19 protein-coding genes and 1 pseudogene are annotated in these 18,805 nt (G+C 72.0%); 15 read left to right on the forward strand and 5 right to left on the reverse strand.

Annotated elements, in window-relative coordinates; translation table 11 throughout:
* Positions 1-121 precede the first annotated feature (121 nt).
* Positions 122-1,042: a zinc metalloprotease HtpX gene (gene htpX, locus ACIBVL_RS02395; RefSeq protein WP_399090442.1), complete on the forward strand. Its 921-nt coding sequence runs from the start codon at positions 122-124 to the stop codon at positions 1,040-1,042.
* 3 nt (positions 1,043-1,045) lie between these two features.
* Positions 1,046-1,630 (forward strand): hypothetical protein, encoded by a 585-nt coding sequence (locus ACIBVL_RS02400; RefSeq protein WP_399090444.1) that lies wholly within the window; start codon positions 1,046-1,048, stop codon positions 1,628-1,630.
* A 39-nt stretch (positions 1,631-1,669) separates the two neighbouring features.
* Here ACIBVL_RS02400 and ACIBVL_RS02405 read toward each other — a convergent pair whose 3' ends face one another.
* Positions 1,670-1,933, reverse strand: coding sequence for a hypothetical protein (locus ACIBVL_RS02405; protein WP_399090447.1), 264 nt, complete (start codon positions 1,931-1,933; stop codon positions 1,670-1,672).
* Between the two features lie 172 nt (positions 1,934-2,105).
* Positions 2,106-3,602 carry a DUF2252 domain-containing protein gene (locus ACIBVL_RS02410; protein ID WP_399090450.1) on the reverse strand — a complete coding sequence of 499 codons (1,497 nt, stop codon included), beginning with the start codon at positions 3,600-3,602 and terminating at the stop codon, positions 2,106-2,108.
* A 285-nt stretch (positions 3,603-3,887) separates the two neighbouring features.
* Here ACIBVL_RS02410 and ACIBVL_RS02415 point away from each other — a divergent pair, with 285 nt between their 5' ends.
* Positions 3,888-5,072 carry a winged helix DNA-binding domain-containing protein gene (locus ACIBVL_RS02415; RefSeq protein ID WP_399090453.1) on the forward strand — a complete coding sequence of 395 codons (1,185 nt, stop codon included), beginning with the start codon at positions 3,888-3,890 and terminating at the stop codon, positions 5,070-5,072.
* A 64-nt stretch (positions 5,073-5,136) separates the two neighbouring features.
* Here ACIBVL_RS02415 and ACIBVL_RS02420 read toward each other — a convergent pair whose 3' ends face one another.
* Positions 5,137-5,451, reverse strand: coding sequence for a hypothetical protein (locus ACIBVL_RS02420; RefSeq protein WP_399090456.1), 315 nt, complete (start codon positions 5,449-5,451; stop codon positions 5,137-5,139).
* Positions 5,452-5,704: 253 nt separating this feature from the next.
* Between ACIBVL_RS02420 and ACIBVL_RS02425 the strand changes: the two genes are divergently transcribed.
* From ACIBVL_RS02425 to ACIBVL_RS02435, 3 genes are all read left to right on the forward strand, one after another.
* The gene (locus tag ACIBVL_RS02425; protein ID WP_399090459.1) at positions 5,705-6,064 is read left to right on the forward strand and encodes an arsenate reductase family protein; all 360 of its coding nucleotides are present in this window, start codon (positions 5,705-5,707) and stop codon (positions 6,062-6,064) included.
* Positions 6,065-6,130: 66 nt separating this feature from the next.
* On the forward strand, positions 6,131-6,925 hold the full coding sequence (locus ACIBVL_RS02430) for a hypothetical protein (protein ID WP_399090462.1): 795 nt from the start codon (positions 6,131-6,133) through the stop codon (positions 6,923-6,925).
* 117 nt (positions 6,926-7,042) lie between these two features.
* Positions 7,043-7,744 carry a hypothetical protein gene (locus ACIBVL_RS02435; RefSeq protein ID WP_399090465.1) on the forward strand — a complete coding sequence of 234 codons (702 nt, stop codon included), beginning with the start codon at positions 7,043-7,045 and terminating at the stop codon, positions 7,742-7,744.
* Between the two features lie 3 nt (positions 7,745-7,747).
* On the opposite strand, the gene ACIBVL_RS02440 is transcribed toward ACIBVL_RS02435, so the two are convergent.
* On the reverse strand, positions 7,748-8,191 hold the full coding sequence (locus ACIBVL_RS02440) for a hypothetical protein (protein ID WP_399090468.1): 444 nt from the start codon (positions 8,189-8,191) through the stop codon (positions 7,748-7,750).
* A 49-nt stretch (positions 8,192-8,240) separates the two neighbouring features.
* Here ACIBVL_RS02440 and ACIBVL_RS02445 point away from each other — a divergent pair.
* From ACIBVL_RS02445 to ACIBVL_RS02475, 7 genes and pseudogenes are all read left to right on the forward strand, one after another.
* Positions 8,241-8,648 (forward strand): annotated as a pseudogene (locus ACIBVL_RS02445) (MarR family winged helix-turn-helix transcriptional regulator); the annotation flags it as partial.
* 273 nt (positions 8,649-8,921) lie between these two features.
* A complete protein-coding gene (glnII, locus tag ACIBVL_RS02450; RefSeq protein ID WP_399090471.1) occupies positions 8,922-9,953 on the forward strand; it encodes a glutamine synthetase in 1,032 nt (343 codons plus the stop codon).
* A 365-nt stretch (positions 9,954-10,318) separates the two neighbouring features.
* On the forward strand, positions 10,319-10,876 hold the full coding sequence (locus ACIBVL_RS02455) for a winged helix-turn-helix domain-containing protein (RefSeq protein ID WP_399090474.1): 558 nt from the start codon (positions 10,319-10,321) through the stop codon (positions 10,874-10,876).
* 71 nt (positions 10,877-10,947) lie between these two features.
* Complete coding sequence (locus ACIBVL_RS02460; protein WP_399090477.1) at positions 10,948-11,955, forward strand: NAD-dependent epimerase/dehydratase family protein; 1,008 nt, start codon at positions 10,948-10,950, stop codon at positions 11,953-11,955.
* An 88-nt stretch (positions 11,956-12,043) separates the two neighbouring features.
* Entirely contained in the window at positions 12,044-13,321 is a 1,278-nt protein-coding gene (locus tag ACIBVL_RS02465; RefSeq protein WP_399090480.1) for a sensor histidine kinase, read from the forward strand.
* The gene (locus tag ACIBVL_RS02470; protein ID WP_399090483.1) at positions 13,306-13,962 is read left to right on the forward strand and encodes a LuxR C-terminal-related transcriptional regulator; all 657 of its coding nucleotides are present in this window, start codon (positions 13,306-13,308) and stop codon (positions 13,960-13,962) included. Before ACIBVL_RS02465 ends, ACIBVL_RS02470 begins: the two co-directional genes overlap by 16 nt.
* Positions 13,963-14,133: 171 nt before the next feature.
* Entirely contained in the window at positions 14,134-15,681 is a 1,548-nt protein-coding gene (locus ACIBVL_RS02475) for a DUF1996 domain-containing protein (RefSeq protein ID WP_399090486.1), read from the forward strand.
* A gap of 70 nt (positions 15,682-15,751) precedes the next feature.
* Here the strand turns inward: ACIBVL_RS02475 and ACIBVL_RS02480 are convergent, their stop codons facing one another.
* Positions 15,752-16,198, reverse strand: coding sequence for a hypothetical protein (locus ACIBVL_RS02480; RefSeq protein ID WP_399090488.1), 447 nt, complete (start codon positions 16,196-16,198; stop codon positions 15,752-15,754).
* A gap of 111 nt (positions 16,199-16,309) precedes the next feature.
* Between ACIBVL_RS02480 and ACIBVL_RS02485 the strand changes: the two genes are divergently transcribed.
* Complete coding sequence (locus tag ACIBVL_RS02485) at positions 16,310-16,813, forward strand: tetratricopeptide repeat protein (RefSeq protein ID WP_399091997.1); 504 nt, start codon at positions 16,310-16,312, stop codon at positions 16,811-16,813.
* Between the two features lie 49 nt (positions 16,814-16,862).
* Positions 16,863-18,785: a hypothetical protein gene (locus ACIBVL_RS02490; RefSeq protein WP_399090491.1), complete on the forward strand. Its 1,923-nt coding sequence runs from the start codon at positions 16,863-16,865 to the stop codon at positions 18,783-18,785.
* Positions 18,786-18,805: the final 20 nt, after the last annotated feature.

The following is an 18,805-nucleotide window of genomic DNA, read 5'->3' on the forward strand; positions in this document are numbered from 1 at the left end:
GTCGTCCGGGAGTGGGGCGCAGCCTTTGCTGGTCCTAGGGCCGATCGCGACCGCTTCATGGGCGTGCCCGGGTGCACACTGGCAGTGGGGCGAGTGCCTGACTGCCTGCGGGGTGATGCAGATGCGGAGCCGTTTCCGGAGCGACCGGGGGCTGACCGTGCGGATGACGGTCACCTTGTTTCTGCTCGGGCTGCTGTACGTGGCCTTCGTCGTCGCGTTGATCGTGTTGTTGAAGTCGTGGGTGCTGGTCGTGGTGCTCGTGGCGGCGATGTTCGTCGCGCAGTTCTGGTTCTCCGACCGCATCGCGATGTTCGCCATGCACGGGCGGGTCGTGGAGCGGGAGGAGTATCCCGAGCTGCACGCCGTCGTGGACCGGCTGTGCGCCCTCTCGGACATGCCCAAGCCGGTCGTCGCCGTGTCCGACATGGACATGCCGAACGCGTTCGCCACCGGGCGCAATCCCGACAACGCGGTGGTGTGCGTGACGACGGGCCTGCTGCGGCGGCTGGAGCCGGCGGAGCTGGAGGGTGTGCTCGCGCACGAGCTGTCGCACGTGGCGCACAAGGACGTCGCCGTGATCACCGTGGCGTCCTTCCTCGGTGTGATCGCGGGGCTGATCGTGCGGTTCGCCTTCTACTCCCAGCTGTTCGGCGGCGGGCGCAGGGACCAGAACACCGCCGCCGTCTTCGCGGTGGTGATGGGGGTGTCGGCCGCCGTGTACGCGATCAGCTTCCTGCTGATCAGGGCTCTGTCCCGGTATCGGGAACTCGCCGCCGACCGTGCCGCCGCGCTGCTCACCGGGCGGCCCTCGGCGCTGGCCTCCGCGCTGACGAAGGTCTCCGGTGACATCGCCCGGATCCCCACCAAGGACCTGCGCACCGCCCAGGCCTTCAACGCCTTCTACTTCACCCCGGCGACCGGGAGGGAGCCCGGCGTCGAACGGTACTTCTCCACCCACCCGAGCCTGGAGCAGCGGCTCGACCAGCTGGGACGGATCTCCACCGAGCTGGGCGAGGCGGCCACACCCGGGAAGGCAGACTGACACATGGGGTTGCTGGACATCCTGCTCGGCCGGACGAAGCCGGTCACACCCGACCTCGACCAGCTGTTCGCGCTGCCGTCGGCGGCGGTGACGCTGGAGGCGGCGGCCGGGTTCACCCCGACCGGGCAGGGCGCCGTGTGCTTCGCGACCGTGGAGGGCGGGGCCTTCGAGCAGACGCACCGCGAGGTCCAGGCCCTCCTCGACGCGGACACCGAGCGCACCGGTCCCCCGGTCCAGCTGCTGCGGGACGACTACGGCTACTCCTGGCTGCTCTCGCGCCGCGCCCCCGACGAGCTGTCCGCCCTGGTCAACGATCTGCACGCGGTGAACAGCGCGATGGAGATCAACGGCTTCGGGCCGCAGCTGCTGTGCTCCCTGGCCGGTTTCGAGAACCCCGCCGGGCGTTCCCTCGCGCTCGTGTACCTCTACAAGCGCGGCACCTTCTACCCGTTCGCGCCGCTGCCCGAGCGGGGGCAGCGGCGCGACAACGCGCTGGAACTCCAGGTGAAGGCGACCCTGGCCGACGATCTGCGGATCGAGCAGGACCTGAGCCGATGGTTCCCGCTGTGGGGAGCCCCGGCCCTCTGAGAGCTCCGGACAAGAGTGGAGCTCTCGGCGGACCGTCCGCTACTTGCCGCGCTCGCGCTCGTAACGGCGCTCCCACTTGGTCTGCAGGTCGCGGCGGGCACGGTAGGCCTTGTACGTCGTCGGAGCCGAGCCCGTGCCCGGGGTGGAGGACGAGGAAGACGAGGCGGACGAGGAGGACGAGGAGGACGCGCCGCCGTACTGCACGTAGAGGTAGAGCGTGGCGACCGCGGCGAGCCAGTACAGGTGGTTTCCGAATCCCAGGACGACCAGGACGAAGGTCCCGGAGATGACGATGGTGCCCATGACATCGAGGGTAGGGATCCGGTCACTCAACGTCATCCGCTTTTCCCCGCGCTCGGTGCCGAAGCCGTCCGCTTCGACAGGACCCGGCCGGAGGACGTCACCGCCTGTCGATGGTCGGCGACTCCGTCGGTGCGAGCGGGTTCACGGGGGCGGCGGCTGATTCGGGAAGCCCTCACACGTCCGGTGCGGCCGTCACCACCCCCGCCGCCACCGCCGCGCCCAGAGCGGCGTGGTCGGCGGTGGTCTGGTCGGCGTAGGCCAGGGCGAAGTCGGCGACGGCGTGGTCGAAGGTGTCGGCGCCGCCGAGGTAGCCGGCGATGGCGATCCGGTCGCCGGAGCGGGCGTGGGCGCGGGCCAGGGCGGTGCCGCACAGCCGAGCGTACGCCGTGAGGTCGCGCGGGGTCATGCCGGCGATGTCGGCGGAGCCCTTCACATCACGCAGCTGCCGCCAGTAGTAGGCGCGCCCCTGGGGCCCGGTCATCCACCCCAGGAAGACATCACCGGCCGCCTGGAGGAGTCGCTGCCCGGCGACCACCCGATGGCCGGGATGCAGATACGGTCCGCTCGGCAGGTGGGCCTCCAGGACGGAGGTGCGGGCCTCCTTGATCTGCAGGAACAGCGGATCGTCGGCGTCCCGCCCGGCCAGCAGCACGAGGAAGCAGCGCAGGCCGATGCTGCCGACGCCGACGACCTTGCGGGCGGCGTCGACGAAGCGGAAGCGGTCGAGGAGCAGCCGGCGCTCCTCGGGAAGCGTGGAGCGGTAGTCGCTGAAGAGCTTGCGCAGGGCGGCGGAGTCCGAGACGCCCGCGGGTTCGAGCAACGGCGGGTCGTGGATGATGCGGTGGCGCCCGTCGACGAGTTCGGTGAGTGTGCCGAGGGCCTGGAGGCTGGTGCGCCGGCGGGCGCGAGTGAGGCTGGCCTCCGCGCGCCGGCGGTGGCGGGCGGAGCGCAGCAGCGGCAGCAGCCGGTCGGCGTCGATGCGCTCGTACCAGACGGCGAGCTCGCCGAGCCCGGCCAGCCGCCGCATCGCGGTGCGGTACGCGGCGACGCTCTCCACGGTGGCGGCGCGCACCCCCGGCTCGGGGTGGCCGTTCTCGCGGGCGGCGACGGCGACGGAGGCGGCGAGCCGTTTGACGTCCCACTCGAAGGGGCCGGGGAACGTCTCGTCGAAGTCGTTCAGATCGAACAGCAGCGCCCGCTCCGGGGAGGCGTACAGCCCGAAGTTCAGCAGATGGGCGTCGCCGCACAGCTGCACGGTCAGCCCGCTGTGCGGCCGGGCGGCCAGGTCGGCGGCCATCACGGCGGCGGCACCGCGCAGGAAGGCGAACGGCGAGGCGGCCATCCGCCCGTGGCGGACCGGCAGCAGCTCGGGCAGCCGGTCCCGCCCCTGCCGCTCCAGTACGGCGACGGGGTCGGCCCGGTCGACGGGCGGCAGCCAGCCGGCGTGCGCGGACCGGGAGAGCCGCTTGCGGACCTCCTTGCCACGCCGGGCCCGCTCGGCGGGGGTGCCGGAGGTCCTGGGAGCGCCGAGAGCCCCGAAGGCACCTGGAGCCGGCGGAGCGCCCGCACCCCGGGAGGCGCGTGCAGCCCGCCGAGCGTCTGGAGCCCCGGGTGCTCCCGGGATCCTGGTTGCACCGGGCACACCGGGGACGCCTGGGTCGCCGGACACGCGGGGCCCCCTGGAACCACTGGAACCCCTGGAACCCCTGGAACCGTGGGGCCCGCCGGAACCGCTCAGGGCGCTCATCGACGTCGTCTCCGCACCATGTGGGCCTCCCGACTCGTACGCACCCCCGCCAACCCCCTGTTCGCAGTGAAGGACGGGTGGGGGGACGTGCGCATGCCGGATACGGCGAACGGGTGACACGAGGGGACGGGCCCCGATTGTCAGTGGCGTCGGGGAGGATGCGATCGGGACGGGTGACGACGGCGGCGGACGACGGTGGAGGCCGGGATGAGTGACGGGACGCGGTACATCGACGGGGCGGAGCGGCGGGCCCGGCTGGCCCTGCGGCACCGGCTGGCCCCGGCGGCGCGGGCCGCCACGCCCGAGGCGGTGGCCGACGCCCTGGTGGCCCTGCACGGCACGGATCCTGCGACGGTGTACCTGGCGATCGGCGCCCGCCTCGGGGACTCGGCGCGGACGGTGCCGGAGACGGAACGGGCACTGTACGAGGACCGGACGCTCGTGCGGATGCACGGCATGCGGAACACCGTCTTCGTGTTCCCCACGGAGCTGACGGCCGTCGTGCACGCCTCGACCGGCCTGGCGGTCGCCGCGCGGACGCGGGCCGCCCTGGTGAACGACATGGCGAAGGCCGGTGCCCCGGACGCGGCCTGGCTGAAGGAGGTCGAGGAGTCGGCGCTGGCCGCGCTGGGCAGACTGGGCCAGGCGACGGCGGCGGAACTGGCGCGGGAGGAACCGCGGCTGCGGGAGCAGTTCGTGTACGCGGCCGGGAAGAGCTACGAGGGCGTCCACACCGTCTCCAACCGGCTGCTGCGGCTGCTGGGCGTGGAGGGCAAGGTGGTCCGGGGACGCCCTCTGGGCTCCTGGACGTCCACGCAGTTCCGCTGGGCCCTCGCCCCCGCCCATCCCGAACTGGACCCGGCGCACGCCCAGGCCGAGCTGCTGCGCCGCTGGCTGACGGTGTGCGGGCCGGCGACCGAGGCGGACCTGAAGTGGTGGACGGGGTGGAAGGTGACCGACGTCCGGCGGGCCCTGACGGCGATCGGCGCGCGGGCGGTGCGGCTGGACGAGGGCACGGCGTACGTCGCGGAAGAGGACGTCGACCCGGTCATCGCTCCGGACGAGCCCTGGGCCGCCCTGCTGCCGGCCCTCGATCCGACGGCGATGGGCTGGCAGGCCCGGGACTGGTATCTGGCCCCCGAGCTGAACTCCGCCCTCTTCGACCGCAGTGGGAACATCGGGCCGACGGTGTGGTGGAACGGCCGGGTGGTGGGGGGCTGGGCCCAGCGGGCCGACGGCGAGATCGTCTGGCGGCTGCTGGCCGAGGAGGGCGTCGGCCGGGAGGCCGAGGCGGCGACAGCGGCGGAGGCGGAGAGACTCGCGGCGTGCATGGGAGGCACCCGGGTCACGCCCCGCTTCCGGACGCCGCTGGAGAAGGAGTTGGCAGCCTGACGGGGCCGGTGGGCCGCGGGGAACGCCGGGCACCGTCGCGGGAGACGGGACCCGGCGTCACGGCTCACCGCGAGTAACGCATGAACGCCCTGACCATGTGGCACGTCGTGTCCGACGGCGGGTGAACGCCGATCAGCTCCGCCGTGCTGCGGATCTTCTCGTTGCGGGCCTGGTTCGGCATGAAGACGCCCAGGTCCAGCAGCGCTATGGCGAGGCGCATCGCCTTGAGCCGGCGGTTGTGCGCGACGTACCACTCCCGGGGCCGCCCGGCCGGCAACGGCCGCTTCGCCACGGGCACATAGGGCAGATCGAGCTGAACGGAACGCTTCGCGGTGGACTGGGTCGGCACCGTCTTCGGCTTCAGTGCGGCAGCGGGCACAGGCATCCTCCTGTCGCGGTCAGAACCCCGCCGGGACATCCGGCGGAACTCTCGAACACTGCATCCAGTTTACCGCCCCCCACTGACAATCAGGGAGCCCGAAGCCCCATCAAAGCTCCAGGTGAGCAGGGTAATTGGCGCCATGTCACACAAGGTTCGAGAGTTGCGCGCGGGGCACCGAATATTCGAACAGAGCCATCGCTCCGGTCCTGGCTCCGGTCGCGGTTCGACCGGGGCCACTACCGTGGGCGTCATGGAGATCTGGATCAATCCGGCCTGCTCGAAGTGCCGCAGCGCCCTCACGCTCCTCGATGCCGAGGGGGCCGACTACACCGTCCGCCGCTATCTGGAGGACGTGCCGAGCGAGGACGAGATCAGGGACGTACTCGACCGGCTCGGGCTGGAGCCATGGGACATCACCCGGACACAGGAGGCCGTGGCCAAGGAACTCGGCCTGAAGGAGTGGGCGCGGGACGCCGGCTCGCGGGGGCGCTGGATCGCCGCGCTCGCCGAGCACCCCAAGCTCATCCAGCGGCCGATCATCACCGCCGACGACGGCAGCGCGGTGGTGGCGCGCACCGATGAGGCCGTACGGGACGCTCTGTCCCGTTAGTCGGGTGGGAAAGGGTTCGTCCGGCGGCGGGAGCCGAGCCGGTTCCCGCTGTTACCCTCCGCCGCCATGACCTTCGGTGATCAAGGATTCACATACGGGCCGCCCGATCCGTACGCCCAGTTCATGGCCGATCGGGAGCGCATACGGCGGCGCCGGCAGGCACGGCGGGCGGTGGGCGCCGGGGTCGCTGTCGTGCTCGTCGCCACGATCGCCGCCGGTGCGGCGATGCTCGGGGACGGAGGTGACGAGCGGCCACCGGCGACAGCCTCGGACACCGCGAGCGCGCCCTCCGTCGAGGTCACCCTCCCGTCCGGCGCCCCCAGCGCCCTCCCCTCCCTGCTCTCCCGGCCGGTGATCCGGCCCGAGCAGGCCTTCCCGGCCACGAACGTCCGTCTCCACGACGGCTCCCGGTACACCCGTGTGGACCTCGCCACCACCACCGACTGCGCCCGGGGCATGTCGCCGGAGCTCGCCGCGCTCGTCGAACAGGGCGAGAAGTGCTCCCGGCTGACGGCCGCGCTGTTCACCGACGCCGACCGGGCCTCACAGATCACGGTCACCGTGCTGAGCTTCGCCCGGATCGAGGACGCCTCGCGGGTGTTCATGATGGCCTCCACGGACCCGGTGACGTACCAGGTCGTCTCGCTCGACCCGCCCCCGGAGGCCGGTCTGCCGACCGTGCCGCCCGGCTCGGCCGGGGTGTACCGGCGGGTGATGACGGTCCGCTCGGTGGTGTTCGCCAACGGGCAGTGGGGGGACGGCAGGGAGACCCGGGAGGCCGAACTCACCCGCCAGACCGAGGGGTTGCTGCAGTCCGTCGACGACACGGTCGTGGCGTACGAGGAGGGGAGGACCTCGTGATCCACCGAAGCATTCGTGACGCGCGTCACATTCACTGACTCCTGTAACCGCTGAGTAACCTCGTTCGGGATCTCGTACATAGCGGCGTACGCTCCCCTACCTCTGCAGGAGGCGCGCATGCCGCGCAGGAGAACACTCGGCACGAAGAAGAAGGTCGCGTTGCTCGTCAGCGCGGCGGCGGTGGCGGGCGGTGGTGCCTTCGCCATGGCGAGCAGCTCGAACGCCGCCCAGACGCCCCAGAAGGCGCAGACGCTGTCCGCCGCGAACTCGACCGTCTGCCAGGGGCTCGCCACCGCCCTGGGCAACAACCAGAAGTTCATCGACGGCCAACGGGCCGCTCCGGACGCGCAGTCGGCGGCCCGGATCGCCAACCGCGAGGCGGTCATCGCACAGATCAAGGTCCAGCAGAAGGCGTCGGGGTGCGTCGTTGGGGAGTCGGCTCAGGACTCCCAGTCGACGCAGCCCACCCAGCCTTCGCAGACCGCCTCCGCCCCGGCGGCCTCCGCCCCGGCGGCCTCCGCCCCGGCCGGAAACACCGGCAACACGGGAAACGGCGGTGCCGCCGCCTCCGGTCAGCAGGTCTGCAACGGCTCGACCGTCACCCTCTCCGGCGAGGCGGGGGCACCCGCCGCGTCCAGCAACCAGTTCCCGGCGGGGACGAAGCTGAAGGTCACCAACCTGGACAACAACAAGTCCATCACCGTCGAGGTGACCTCGGTCTCCGGCAGCTGCGCGCTGCTCAACAACGCGGCCTTCGAGCAGGTCCGTGAGCCCGGCAAGTTCCTGATCCGCCGGGCCCTGATCGAGAAGGTGGGGTGAGGCTCAACCGCCGAGGAAGGCGATGAGGCGGCGGCCCAGGTCCGAGGGCGCTGCGTGCGGAAGCGAGTGAGGGGACACGTCCGGCAGGACGACCGTCTCGACCGCGTCCCCAGCACCCTCTCCGCCCCGGCCGCCACCGTGCACGTGACGGGAGTCCCCCCACCCGGGCGAAGCCGAGCGGAGGGGGAGGGTCCTGCTGTTCGCGGCCACGAGCAGCAGGGCCCGCACGTGCGAGGACCGCAGCGCCGCCGACGCGGGCCTCGGACCGGTCACCGGCCGCCCCGAGGGGAAGCCCGCGGCGGCCTCCTGGAGCCGGAGCCGGTCGGGGTCCACGACCGCTCCCCCGGTCTCTCCCTCCAGAAGGCCCGCACCCGGCGCGGGGTGGGCCGCAGCAGCATCGGCAGGGCGTGGCAGGGCGATCCAGGCGTCGTAGGAGTGCCCGCCCACGTCCGCCCGCTAGACGCCGAGCCCCGCGAGCAGCGCATCCAGCCAGTCCGCGACGACCGTCGAAGCCGGCCTGTACAGCGCCCGGTTCGCGAACCGCAACGGCACGCCCCCGACGGACGTGCGCGCCCCGATCGCCCTCATGGACGCGCGGCGGGCGGCCGAGGAGATGACGGCGGGACGGCTGGGCGCCACGCTCGGGCCGGACTCGGCGGGGACGACCGCCCTCGTCGACCGTCTGGAGCGGGCCGGTCACGTCCGGCGGGGGCGGGGCGCGACGGACCGGCGCAGAATCGTCATCGAGGTGGACGAGCGGGCGGTCGAGCTCGGCCAGGCCTTCTTCGGGCCGCTCATCGGGCGGGTCGTGGAGCTGTTCCAGGGCTGCGACGACGGCGAGCGGGCCGCGATCCGGGGGTTCCTGGAGGGGGTACGGGAGGCGGCGGCCGACGCCGGCCGATGACACCCGTACCCCTTTCCCCGCCCCGCATTCCCATCGCATACGAGTCACTCCCCGCCGGCGTGTCTGCTCTCGCGAACGGCAACTCGGGGCCCGGCCGATGCCCTCACACAGTGAGCCGCACCACAGAACCACCAGGTAACACGGGGTTCACATTCGAGCAATGATCGGGAAATCGCCTGTTGACAAGCTGCCGGGCAAACAACCGCGGCGCCCCAGTGCCGCAGCGCCGCAGCACCCGCAAGTGCGTCAGACACACCCCGAAGGAAGTGGCCCGTGACCTTCAAGGCTGAGTACATCTGGATCGACGGCACCCAGCCGACGGCGAAGCTCCGTTCCAAGACGAAGATCATGACGGGCGAGCCCGCCGGTCTCGACGCGCTGCCGATCTGGGGTTTCGACGGGTCCTCCACGAACCAGGCCGAGGGCCACTCCTCGGACCGTGTCCTCAAGCCGGTCTTCACCTGCCCCGACCCGATCCGCGGCGGCGACGACGTCCTCGTCCTGTGCGAGGTCCTCAACATCGACATGACGCCGCACGAGTCCAACACCCGTGCCGCGCTGGTCGAGGTCGCCGCGAAGTTCGGCTCCCAGGAGCCGATCTTCGGCATCGAGCAGGAGTACACCTTCTTCCAGGACGGCTACCCGCTGGGCTTCCCCAAGGGCGGCTTCCCGGCCCCCCAGGGCGGTTACTACTGCGGTGTCGGCGCCGACGAGATCTTCGGCCGTGAGGTCGTCGAGGCCCACCTGGAGAACTGCCTCGCCGCCGGTCTCGGCATCTCCGGCATCAACGCCGAGGTCATGCCCGGCCAGTGGGAGTTCCAGGTCGGCCCGCTCTCCCCGCTCGAGGTCTCGGACCAGCTGTGGGTGGCCCGCTGGCTGCTCTACCGCACCGCCGAGGACTTCGGTGTCTCCGCCACCCTCGACCCCAAGCCGGTCAAGGGCGACTGGAACGGCGCCGGCGCGCACACCAACTTCTCCACCAAGGCGATGCGCGAGGGCTACGACGCGATCATCACCGCGTGCGAGTCGCTCGGTGAGGGCTCCAAGCCGCTCGACCACGTCAAGAACTACGGCGCCGGCATCGACGACCGTCTGACGGGTCTGCACGAGACCGCCCCGTGGAACGAGTACTCCTACGGTGTCTCCAACCGTGGCGCCTCGGTCCGTATCCCGTGGCAGGTCGAGCAGGACGGCAAGGGCTACATCGAGGACCGCCGTCCGAACGCCAACGTCGACCCGTACCTGGTGACCCGCCTGATCACGGACACCTGCTGCTCCGCGCTGGAGAAGGCCGGCCAGATCTGATCCCGGTTCTGCCCGTCAGGGGCGCCCGCCGACTCGGCGGGCGCCCCTGACGCATGTCGTGCCCCCTCGCTCGCGGACCGACGTCGACTTCACGCCAAGGAAGCGTCCAAGCGGTGAGAGACACCTCCTGTCGCGGGCAGGTGTCTGCTTCAATGGGGCCATGGCCAGCTTCCAGAAGTACACCGCGACGGGTCGCCATGACCTCGAGCCCTTCTGGCCTTCCCGTCAGCACCACGACTTCGACCGGGTGTGTTGCCGCGCGACGAACGCGCCGGCCCTCTAAAGCCGTATCCCCGGTCTTCGGCCGGCGCGAGACGACGTACGTCCCCTCCGACGAACTCCTCGCGCGAAAGAGCTGACCTCTCATGGCGATCACTCGTTCTCTCTCCACCGCCGTTCCCACCAGCCCCGTCCAGAACGGCTCCCGCCACCGGCTGCGGGCCGTCGCCCCGGACGAGGTGGTCGACGTGGCGGATCTCCTGCCGCCCGGCGCCACCTGGCTGCCCGCGCCACCGCACGCCCTGCCCACCCTGCCCGGCCGGCCGGCGATGGTCGGCTACCTGGTACTGATCCCGGCGGACCAGCAGCAGCCGTTCCCGCCGGTCCCGGTGCCGGACACCGACGCGGGCGACCCGCTCGTGCGCATCGACCCCGTGCGGCGCACCGCCGAGGTGGACGGACGGGAACTGGACCTCACCTACCTGGAGTTCGAGCTCCTCGCGCACCTCGTGGCGCACCCCGACCGGGTGCACACGCGCGATCAGCTCGTCACCACGGTGTGGGGGTACGGCCATGTCGGCGACGGCCGCACGGTCGACGTCCATGTCGCCCGGCTGCGCCGCAAACTGGGCGCGGAACACCGCCACACCATCCGGACCGTGCGCCGGGTCGGCTACAAGTACACCCCGCCGACCGGCCGTTGATCCTCCGCTGATCGTCTGCTGTCGGCAGAGCGCGGTTCCGTCCCGCGTCCCGGCCGGGCAGAGTCACCGGCATGAGACTTCTGGTGCTGGGTGGTACGGAGTTCGCGGGACGGGCGGTCGTCGAGGCGGCCGTCGGGCGCGGCTGGGAGGTGACGGTCCTGAACCGGGGACGGCACACACCCGTCCCCGGCGTGCGGTCGCTGACGGGCGACCGCACCGCGCCCGGGGGGACGGCCGCCCTGACCGAGGGCGAAGGGGCCGAAGGGGACTGGGACGCCGTCGTCGACACCTGGTCGGCGGCGCCCCGCCCGGTGCTCGATGCGGCGCGGCTGCTGCGGGGCCGCGCCCGCCGGTACGTGTACGTGTCCAGCTGCTCGGTGTACACCTGGGCCCCGCCCGCCGGGTACACCGAGGACGCGCCCGTGGTCGAGGGCGCCGAGCCGGACGCGGGGCAGACCGACTACGCCCGTGACAAGCGGGGCGGCGAGCTGGCCGCGCTGGACGCCTTCGGCGCGGAGGACTCCGTCCTCGTCCGGGCCGGGCTGATCCTCGGCCCGCACGAGAACGTCGGCCGGCTCCCCTGGTGGCTGGGCCGGATCGCGCGCGGCGGCCCGGTCCTCGCACCCGGGCCCCGGGATCTGCCCCTGCAGTACGTCGACGTCCGCGACCTCGCCGCATGGATCCTCGGGGCCGTCGAGCGGGAGCTGAGCGGGCCGTACAACCTGATGAGTCCCCAAGGACACGCCACCATGGGCGAGTTGCTCGACGCGTGTGTGCGGGCCGTCGGGTCGGACGCCGAACTGCGCTGGACCGACCCGGAGTCCGTCCTCGGCGCGGGCATCGAGCCGTGGACGCAGCTGCCGGTATGGGTGCCGCCGGGCACCGACATGCACGACGCGCTGCACTCCGCCGACGTCTCACGGGCGGTGGCGACGGGGCTGTCCTGCCGGCCCGTCGAGGAGACCGTCGCCGACACCTGGAGCTGGCTGCGGTCGATCGGCGGGACCGCGCCGCAGCGCCCGGACCGGACGGTCAAGGGGCTCGACCCGGAGGTGGAGGCCAAGGTGCTGGCAGGGTGAGCGGCACCGAGGGTGTATCTGACACCACCCCCTGAGACGGGTGTTCGGGCCAGTGCCTGCCCGGCCGCCGCTCGTCCAGACTGGCGGCATGAACACCGACACGAAGAGGCGCGAGGGCGGTTCGAGGGCGCGGGAGATGGTGCTCGCCGCCGTACAGGGGCTGGCGCTGGCCATCGCGGTCTGGCCCTGGACGGTGGCGGCCTACGTCCTCGCCCTCGTCTCCCTCGCGCTGATTCCGCTCGGCATCGGCGCCGTCACGACCCCCTGGGTCATGACCGCGGTGCGGGCCCTCGCGGACAACCGCCGTGATCTCGCGGAGAGATGGTGCGGGATACGCATCCCCTCGGCGTACCGGCCGCCGCCCGGGACCGCCAACCCGTTCAAGCGCACCAACGCGCTGCTGCGGGACCCGGCGACCTGGCGGGACCTGCGGTGGCTGTTGGTGGACACGGTGGCGGGGCTGGTGACGGCGCTGCTGCCGGTCGTCCTGGTCCTCTATCCCGTGGAGGGGCTGGCGCTGGCGGCGGGGCTGTGGCGGGTCGTGACGGACGGAGCGGGCGGCGCGTACTGGTACGCCTTCGTGCCCGTCGACGACCAGGCGACCGCGATCGGCGCGGGCGCGCTCGGCGTTCTCCTCCTGGTGGTCGCCGACCGGTACGCCGTGAGCGCGCTCGGGGTCCACTTCCGGCTCACCCGTGCCCTCCTCGCCCCCAGTCAGGCCGAACTGGCCGAGCGTGTGAAGGTGTTGACCGAGACCCGGCGGGACGCCGTGGACACCTCCGCCGCCGAACTGCGCCGGATCGAGCGGGACCTGCACGACGGCGCGCAGGCCCGGCTGGTGGCGATGGGCATGGACCTGGGCACCGTCGAGATGCTCGTCGACAAGGACCCCGAGAAGGCCAAGCAGCTCCTCGCGCGGACCCGGCAGTCCTCCGCCGAGGCCCTCGCCGAACTGCGCGACCTGGTGCGCGGCATCCATCCGCCGGTGCTGGCCGAACGCGGGCTGGGTGACGCCGTACGGGCGTTGGCGCTGCGGTTGCCGGTCGCGACGGACGTCACCGTGGACCTGCCCGGACGCGCCGAGGCCCCGGTCGAGTCGGCCGCGTACTTCGCCGTCAGCGAGGTCCTCACCAACGCGGTCAAGCACTCCGGCGCGGAACGGATCTGGGTCGACCTGCACCACGCGGACGGCCATCTGCGGATCTCCGTCACCGACAACGGCCGGGGCGGCGCGGTGACCGGGGCCGGCTCGGGCCTGGCCGGGATCGAGCGGCGACTGGGTACATTCGACGGCGTCCTGGCCGTCAGCTCCCCGGCGGGCGGTCCCACGATGGTGACCATGGAGATTCCTTGCGCGTTGTCCTAGCCGAAGACCTGTTCCTGCTGCGGGACGGGCTGGTCCGGCTGCTGGAGGCCTACGACTTCGAGATCGCCGCGGCCGTGGAGACCGGTCCCGAGCTGGAGCGGGCCCTCGCGGAACTGGAGCCGGACGTCGCGGTCGTCGACGTCCGGCTTCCGCCCACGCACACGGACGAGGGCCTGCAGTGCGCCCTGGAGGCCCGCCGCAGAAAGCCCGGACTGCCGGTGCTCGTCCTCTCCCAGCACGTCGAGCAGCTGTACGCGCGCGAGCTGCTCGCCGACGGCAGCGGCGGGATCGGCTATCTGCTGAAGGACCGGGTGTTCGACGCGGAGCAGTTCGTGGACGCCGTACGGCGGGTCGCGGCGGGCGGTACGGCGATGGATCCGCAGGTGATCCAGCAGCTCCTCGCCCGGCGCGCGGGCGACGGGCGAGGCCCCGTGGACCGGCTCACTCCGCGCGAACGGGAGGTCCTGGAGCTGATGGCGCAGGGCCGGTCGAACGCGGCGATCGCCGGCAAACTGGTCGTCACCGAGCGGGCCGTCGCCAAGCACACCGCGAATATTTTCGTGAAGCTCGGTTTGGAGGTCTCCGACGACGACAACCGCAGGGTACTGGCGGTGCTGGCGTATCTGGACCGGGACCGGTAGGGCTGCAACTGCTGTGACGTGTGCGGCCGTTGGGGCCGATTTGTCTTAAGGACCTCTCATCAATTTCTGAGACCGCTGAACACCACCGGTACGACGCGCGTAAGAGAGGGAGCAGCTTCACTCCTGTCGGGCGCCTCGATGCTGCCCCGCCAAGGAAGTCAGAGGAGTTCCATGGGACGCAACATACGTAAACGCCGTTCGTCGATGGCCACGAAGGCCGTGGCAGCATCGGCGGCCCTAGCGCTCGGTGGGGGCGGGCTGATCTGGGCGAACTTCTACGCTTCGGCGCACGAGTCGAACACCTCGGGTCAGAACACGACCAAGGCCGCCACCGCGGCAGCGCAGGTCGCCACCATCTCCTGCCCTGATGTGGGGCAGAAGCTGACGAACGTGCCGGAGAAGGCCAAGCAGGGCGTCGCCACCGAGCTGGCGAACCTGGACAAGCAGATCACCGAGGCCTATGCGCGGCTCGCCTCCACGCGTCAGGCACAGGCGAACGACTCCGGGTTCGTGCAGAACGCGATCGTCGGCCCTCTCAAGGAGAAGCGCGCCGCCACGATCGACCGGATCCGGATCGACATCCAGCGCGTCGGCGGCCAGTTCAACAGCTCGCTGAGCCAGCTCGCGGCCTGCACCACGCAGGCGGCCCAGACCAACGCCGGTCAGGCGGGCGGCGGCCAGCAGCAGAACGGTGGCCAGCAGCAGCAGAACGGTGGCCAGCAGCAGAACGGCGGCCAGCAGCAGAACGGTGGCCAGCAGCAGGCGGGCGCCAACGGCCAGGGCGGCAACGGCCCGACGGCCGCGGACTTCGTGGACATCACGAAGGTCCAGGGCAACGCGCAGCTCGGCGTGGGCGCCAACGGTCTGCCCGCCAACGGCAACTCCGGTTCGCGCGGCACCTTCACCACCAAGTGCGGCACCAACGGGAACAAGAACCACAACACGGACAACGTGATCGTGGCCCCGGGTACCGCCAACGGTGCTCACCACCTGCACGACTACGTGGGCAACCAGAGCAACGACGCGTTCGCGAGCGACCAGGAGCTGGCGGCGGCCCAGACCAGCTGCCAGAACCAGGGCGACAAGTCCTCGTACTTCTGGCCGGTGCTGCGAGTCCAGGACGGCTCGCAGGACTTCGACCAGAACAACGACGGCGGCGGCAAGGAGGGCAACGTCGGCAAGATCCTTCAGCCCGCCCAGGCGCAGCTGAAGTTCGTCGGCAACAAGAAGGGCAACGTCGTCGCGATGCCGACGGCCCTGCGCATCATCACCGGTGACGCGAAGGCCTTCGTCAACGGCAACGCCAACGCCAACGTGAGCTGGTCCTGCACCGGCTTCGAGAACAAGGTGCAGCTGGAGACCCAGTACCCGATCTGCCCGCAGGGCAGCCAGGTCGTCCGTACGACCGCCTTCCAGAGCTGCTGGGACGGCAAGAACATCGACTCCGCCAACCACCGGACGCACGTGGCGTTCGTCCAGGCGGACGGTACCTGCGCCAACGGCTTCAAGGCGATCCCGCAGCTCCAGGTCCGGCTGGTCTACAACGTTCCGCGGCCGACCGTCCAGAACGGTGTCGTGAAGAACGCCTACGCGGTGGACACCTTCCCGGAGAACCTGCACAAGCCGATCACCGACCACAACGACTTCATCAACTTCTTCTCGGCGAACACGATGAACAAGATGGTCAACTGCATCAACACCGGCAAGAACTGCCAGTGACGTCCTGACACACAACGCCGAAGGCCGGCGGTGAGGATTCCTCACCGCCGGCCTTCGGCGTCGTCCGGTGTCAGTGACCGGAGTGCGTGGCGCCGTCCGAGGCACCGTGCGTCATCGCCGAGTGGTCGGTGCCCTCCTCGATGTCGCCGCCGAGCGTCTTGCGCAGCGTCGTCACGGTGCTGGTCTCCTCGCCCACCGCCACCCACTTGCGGCCGACCAGGTAGTGACCGCCGTAGTCCTTGGCCCCGTTGAGCCACTCACGCTGCCCGCGGTCGGTGGCGAAGGTCAGCAAGAGGAACTTGCCGGCGGCGGTCTTGCAGATCGCCTGACGCAGTTCGTCGGCGTCGGTCTGCATGTTCGGTGTGCAGTCCACCTCGGCGGCCAGGTGTTCCAGGCTGCCGGTCGCCGCCGTGGGGACGGACACCTCCGCCTTCCCGGAGCCTGAGGAGCCGCAGCCCGCCATCGTCAGCGCCGCCACGGCGGCCGCCGCCACGAGCATGGGTCGGGTCACCTTCATATGTCCTCCCTGCGAGAGCCTCGTGCTGGATACGGCTCCCGCGTCCGGTCCGCTCAAAATACCGGCGCAACCGGGGCACCGGCGTGCGAGAGTGGGCCGGTGACACAGGACGTGAACCAGGACTGGGAAGATCGCGTGACCGCCGCCTGGGCGGCCTTCGACGAGTACCCGCAGGAGCGGGCCGCCGACTTCCGGGCCGTGATCGACGCGCTCGTCGCCGAACTGCCCGGCGGCAGCCCCCTCGGCCCCTTCGAGCAGGCCTGTGCGTGGGATTCGACCGGCCACTCCGACAAGGCCGTCCCGCTCTACCGGGAGGCCCTCGCCCTGGGACTGAGCGACGTGAGTGCCTACAAGGCCCGCCGCGCCAAGATCCAGCTCTCCAGCTCCCTGCGGAACATCGGCCGGGCCGAGGAGGGCGTCAAGCTCCTCACCCCCGAACTGGACGCCGCCTCCGACGAGTTGGACGACGCCGTACGCGCGTGTCTGGCCCTGTGCCTGTCGAGTCTGGGCCGCGACCGCGAGGGCCTGTCCCTGGTCCTCGGCGCGCTGGCCCCCCATCTGCCCCGCTACCAGCGCTCGACGGCGAACTACGCCCGCGCGCTCGTCGAGCCGTAGAGCCGGCCGACCCGGGTGACCATCCACCGCCCCGCTCGTTCTGCTGGACGTGCAGTCACAGGATGTCGCCCCGCGCCCCGCACCCGGTTCCCTCACCGACCGGGTCGTCGACGTCGAGCAGGCCGAGGCCGCGCTCGTCGAGCACTATCCGCGTCTCGTCCGGCTCGCCTACCTGGTGCTGCCGCCGGGCCTCGGCCGGGGCCGCCGTGTCCTGACCGCCCACGGCCTCGTCCAGCGCGCCCTGCCCCGCGGCCGCGCCTCGTCGCCCGTCATCCCGGCCCAGTCCACGGGGCGTGACGGCGACCCGGGATACGCCTACGTCCGCCTCCAGGTGGTGCGTACGGCGCTGGAGGCGGGCCTGCCGCTCGGGCTCCGGGCGTGGCCCAAGCGCGCCCAGCTCCCGCCGCTGCTGCCCCAGGTCCGGGGGCTGCGGCTGTTCCCCCGCTCCGGCGGCGCCGACGAACTCGCCCTGGACCGGCGGCTGGCCGGCCTCTCCGGCCCGGCCCGCGCCGTCTACGTCCTGCGCGGCCTGGAGAGGCTCCCGGACGGCGACGTCCGCGAGGTCCTCACCGAGGCGGGCGTGGAGGACACCGACGGCGCACTGCGCGAGGCCGACGAGGTTCCCGCCCAGTACGCGCTGCTCGACTCCCCCGAGTTCGACCCCTGCTCGCTCCAGGCCCGCCCCACCGACCTGATGCGCCGCCGCCGGCACACCAAGGCCGCGCTCGCCGCCGCCGCCGCCCTCGCGGTGTGCGGCGCCCTGGCAACCCTGCCCGGCGACGGCTGGGGCCCGGACGGCGCGGCCGCCCCGGTGTACGCGCGGAACCCGGCCGCCGAAGCCGCCCTCGACCCGGGCCGGCTGCTCAGGGTCTCCCCCGTGGCCTGGAAGACCTCCGCGCGCACCGACTTCTCGGTGTGGCCCGCCCGCGGCGCACTCGCCCGCGACACCGCGCTGCTGCGCCGCGCCCTCGCCGTCTGGGCCCGCCCGGGCCGGACGGTACGGGTTTCCGCCACCCCCGACACGCCCTCCGGGGGCCCCTTCGGCCCGCCCCAGCTCCTCTACGCGGGCGACCTCGGCAACGCGCGCGTGGTGATCCTCTACGACGGTCTGCGCATCGCCCGCTACGCCGAACCGAAGGACGGCACGGCCCGGGCGGCCCTGGACTTCGCCCGGGTCGACGGCGCGGCCGGCGCCGAGGCGAGCGCGATCGTCCTGGACCGGGCCGACGGCAACGTCCGCTGGCTCACGGCGCCCTGGGTGACCGGGGCGGGCGAACGGGACCTGTCCAAGCCGGGCGCCGGAGTGATGGCCCTGACACTCACCGACGGCATCACCTCGCCGCTGGCCAGCCCCGCCACCCAGACCGGCACCTGCACCTCCTGGAACGTCCTCCAGCTCACCGACGCCGCCGGCCCCCACCTCCTCACCGACCTCGGTGAACTGGTCCCGGCCCGCCTCACCACGGGCCGGCCCACGGCGCCCAAGGAGGCGACGGGCTCCGAGGCGCTCACCACCTGGGCGCCGTACGCCTGCTCGCTGGCCGATGTGCGCGGCCAGGGTGTACGGACGGTCAACGCGTGGTCGTACGCGCGCCAGCCGCTGCCCGATGTGAGCGGCGCGGCGGAATGGGTGTGCACCCGGGCGGAGACCTGGCGGGGTGACGGAAGCCGGGTCCTGGCCCAGTTCCGCACGCCGGGCGGGCTGTTCGGGGCGGCCGTGGCGAAGGCCGGGGACGTCCCGGCGTGCGGGCCGCGCGATCCCCATGTCCTCGCCGGGGTGCTGTGGAAGTCGGAGGGCGGCACCTGGTACCTCCTCGCGGCCGGCGACAGGAGCACCCGGTCGGTACGGGCGACCGGCGGGGTGAACGGCTCGGGCCCGGGCAACCTGCTGGCCGTCCCGGCGCGACAGGGCGCGAAGGCGGACCTCAAGGGCACGTTGCGGGACGGACGCTCGATCAGCGGGCTCAACTGATCGTCGCGCTGAACGTCCAC

The organism is Streptomyces sp. NPDC049687 (assembly GCF_044465285.1).
Taxonomy (GTDB): domain Bacteria; phylum Actinomycetota; class Actinomycetes; order Streptomycetales; family Streptomycetaceae; genus Streptomyces.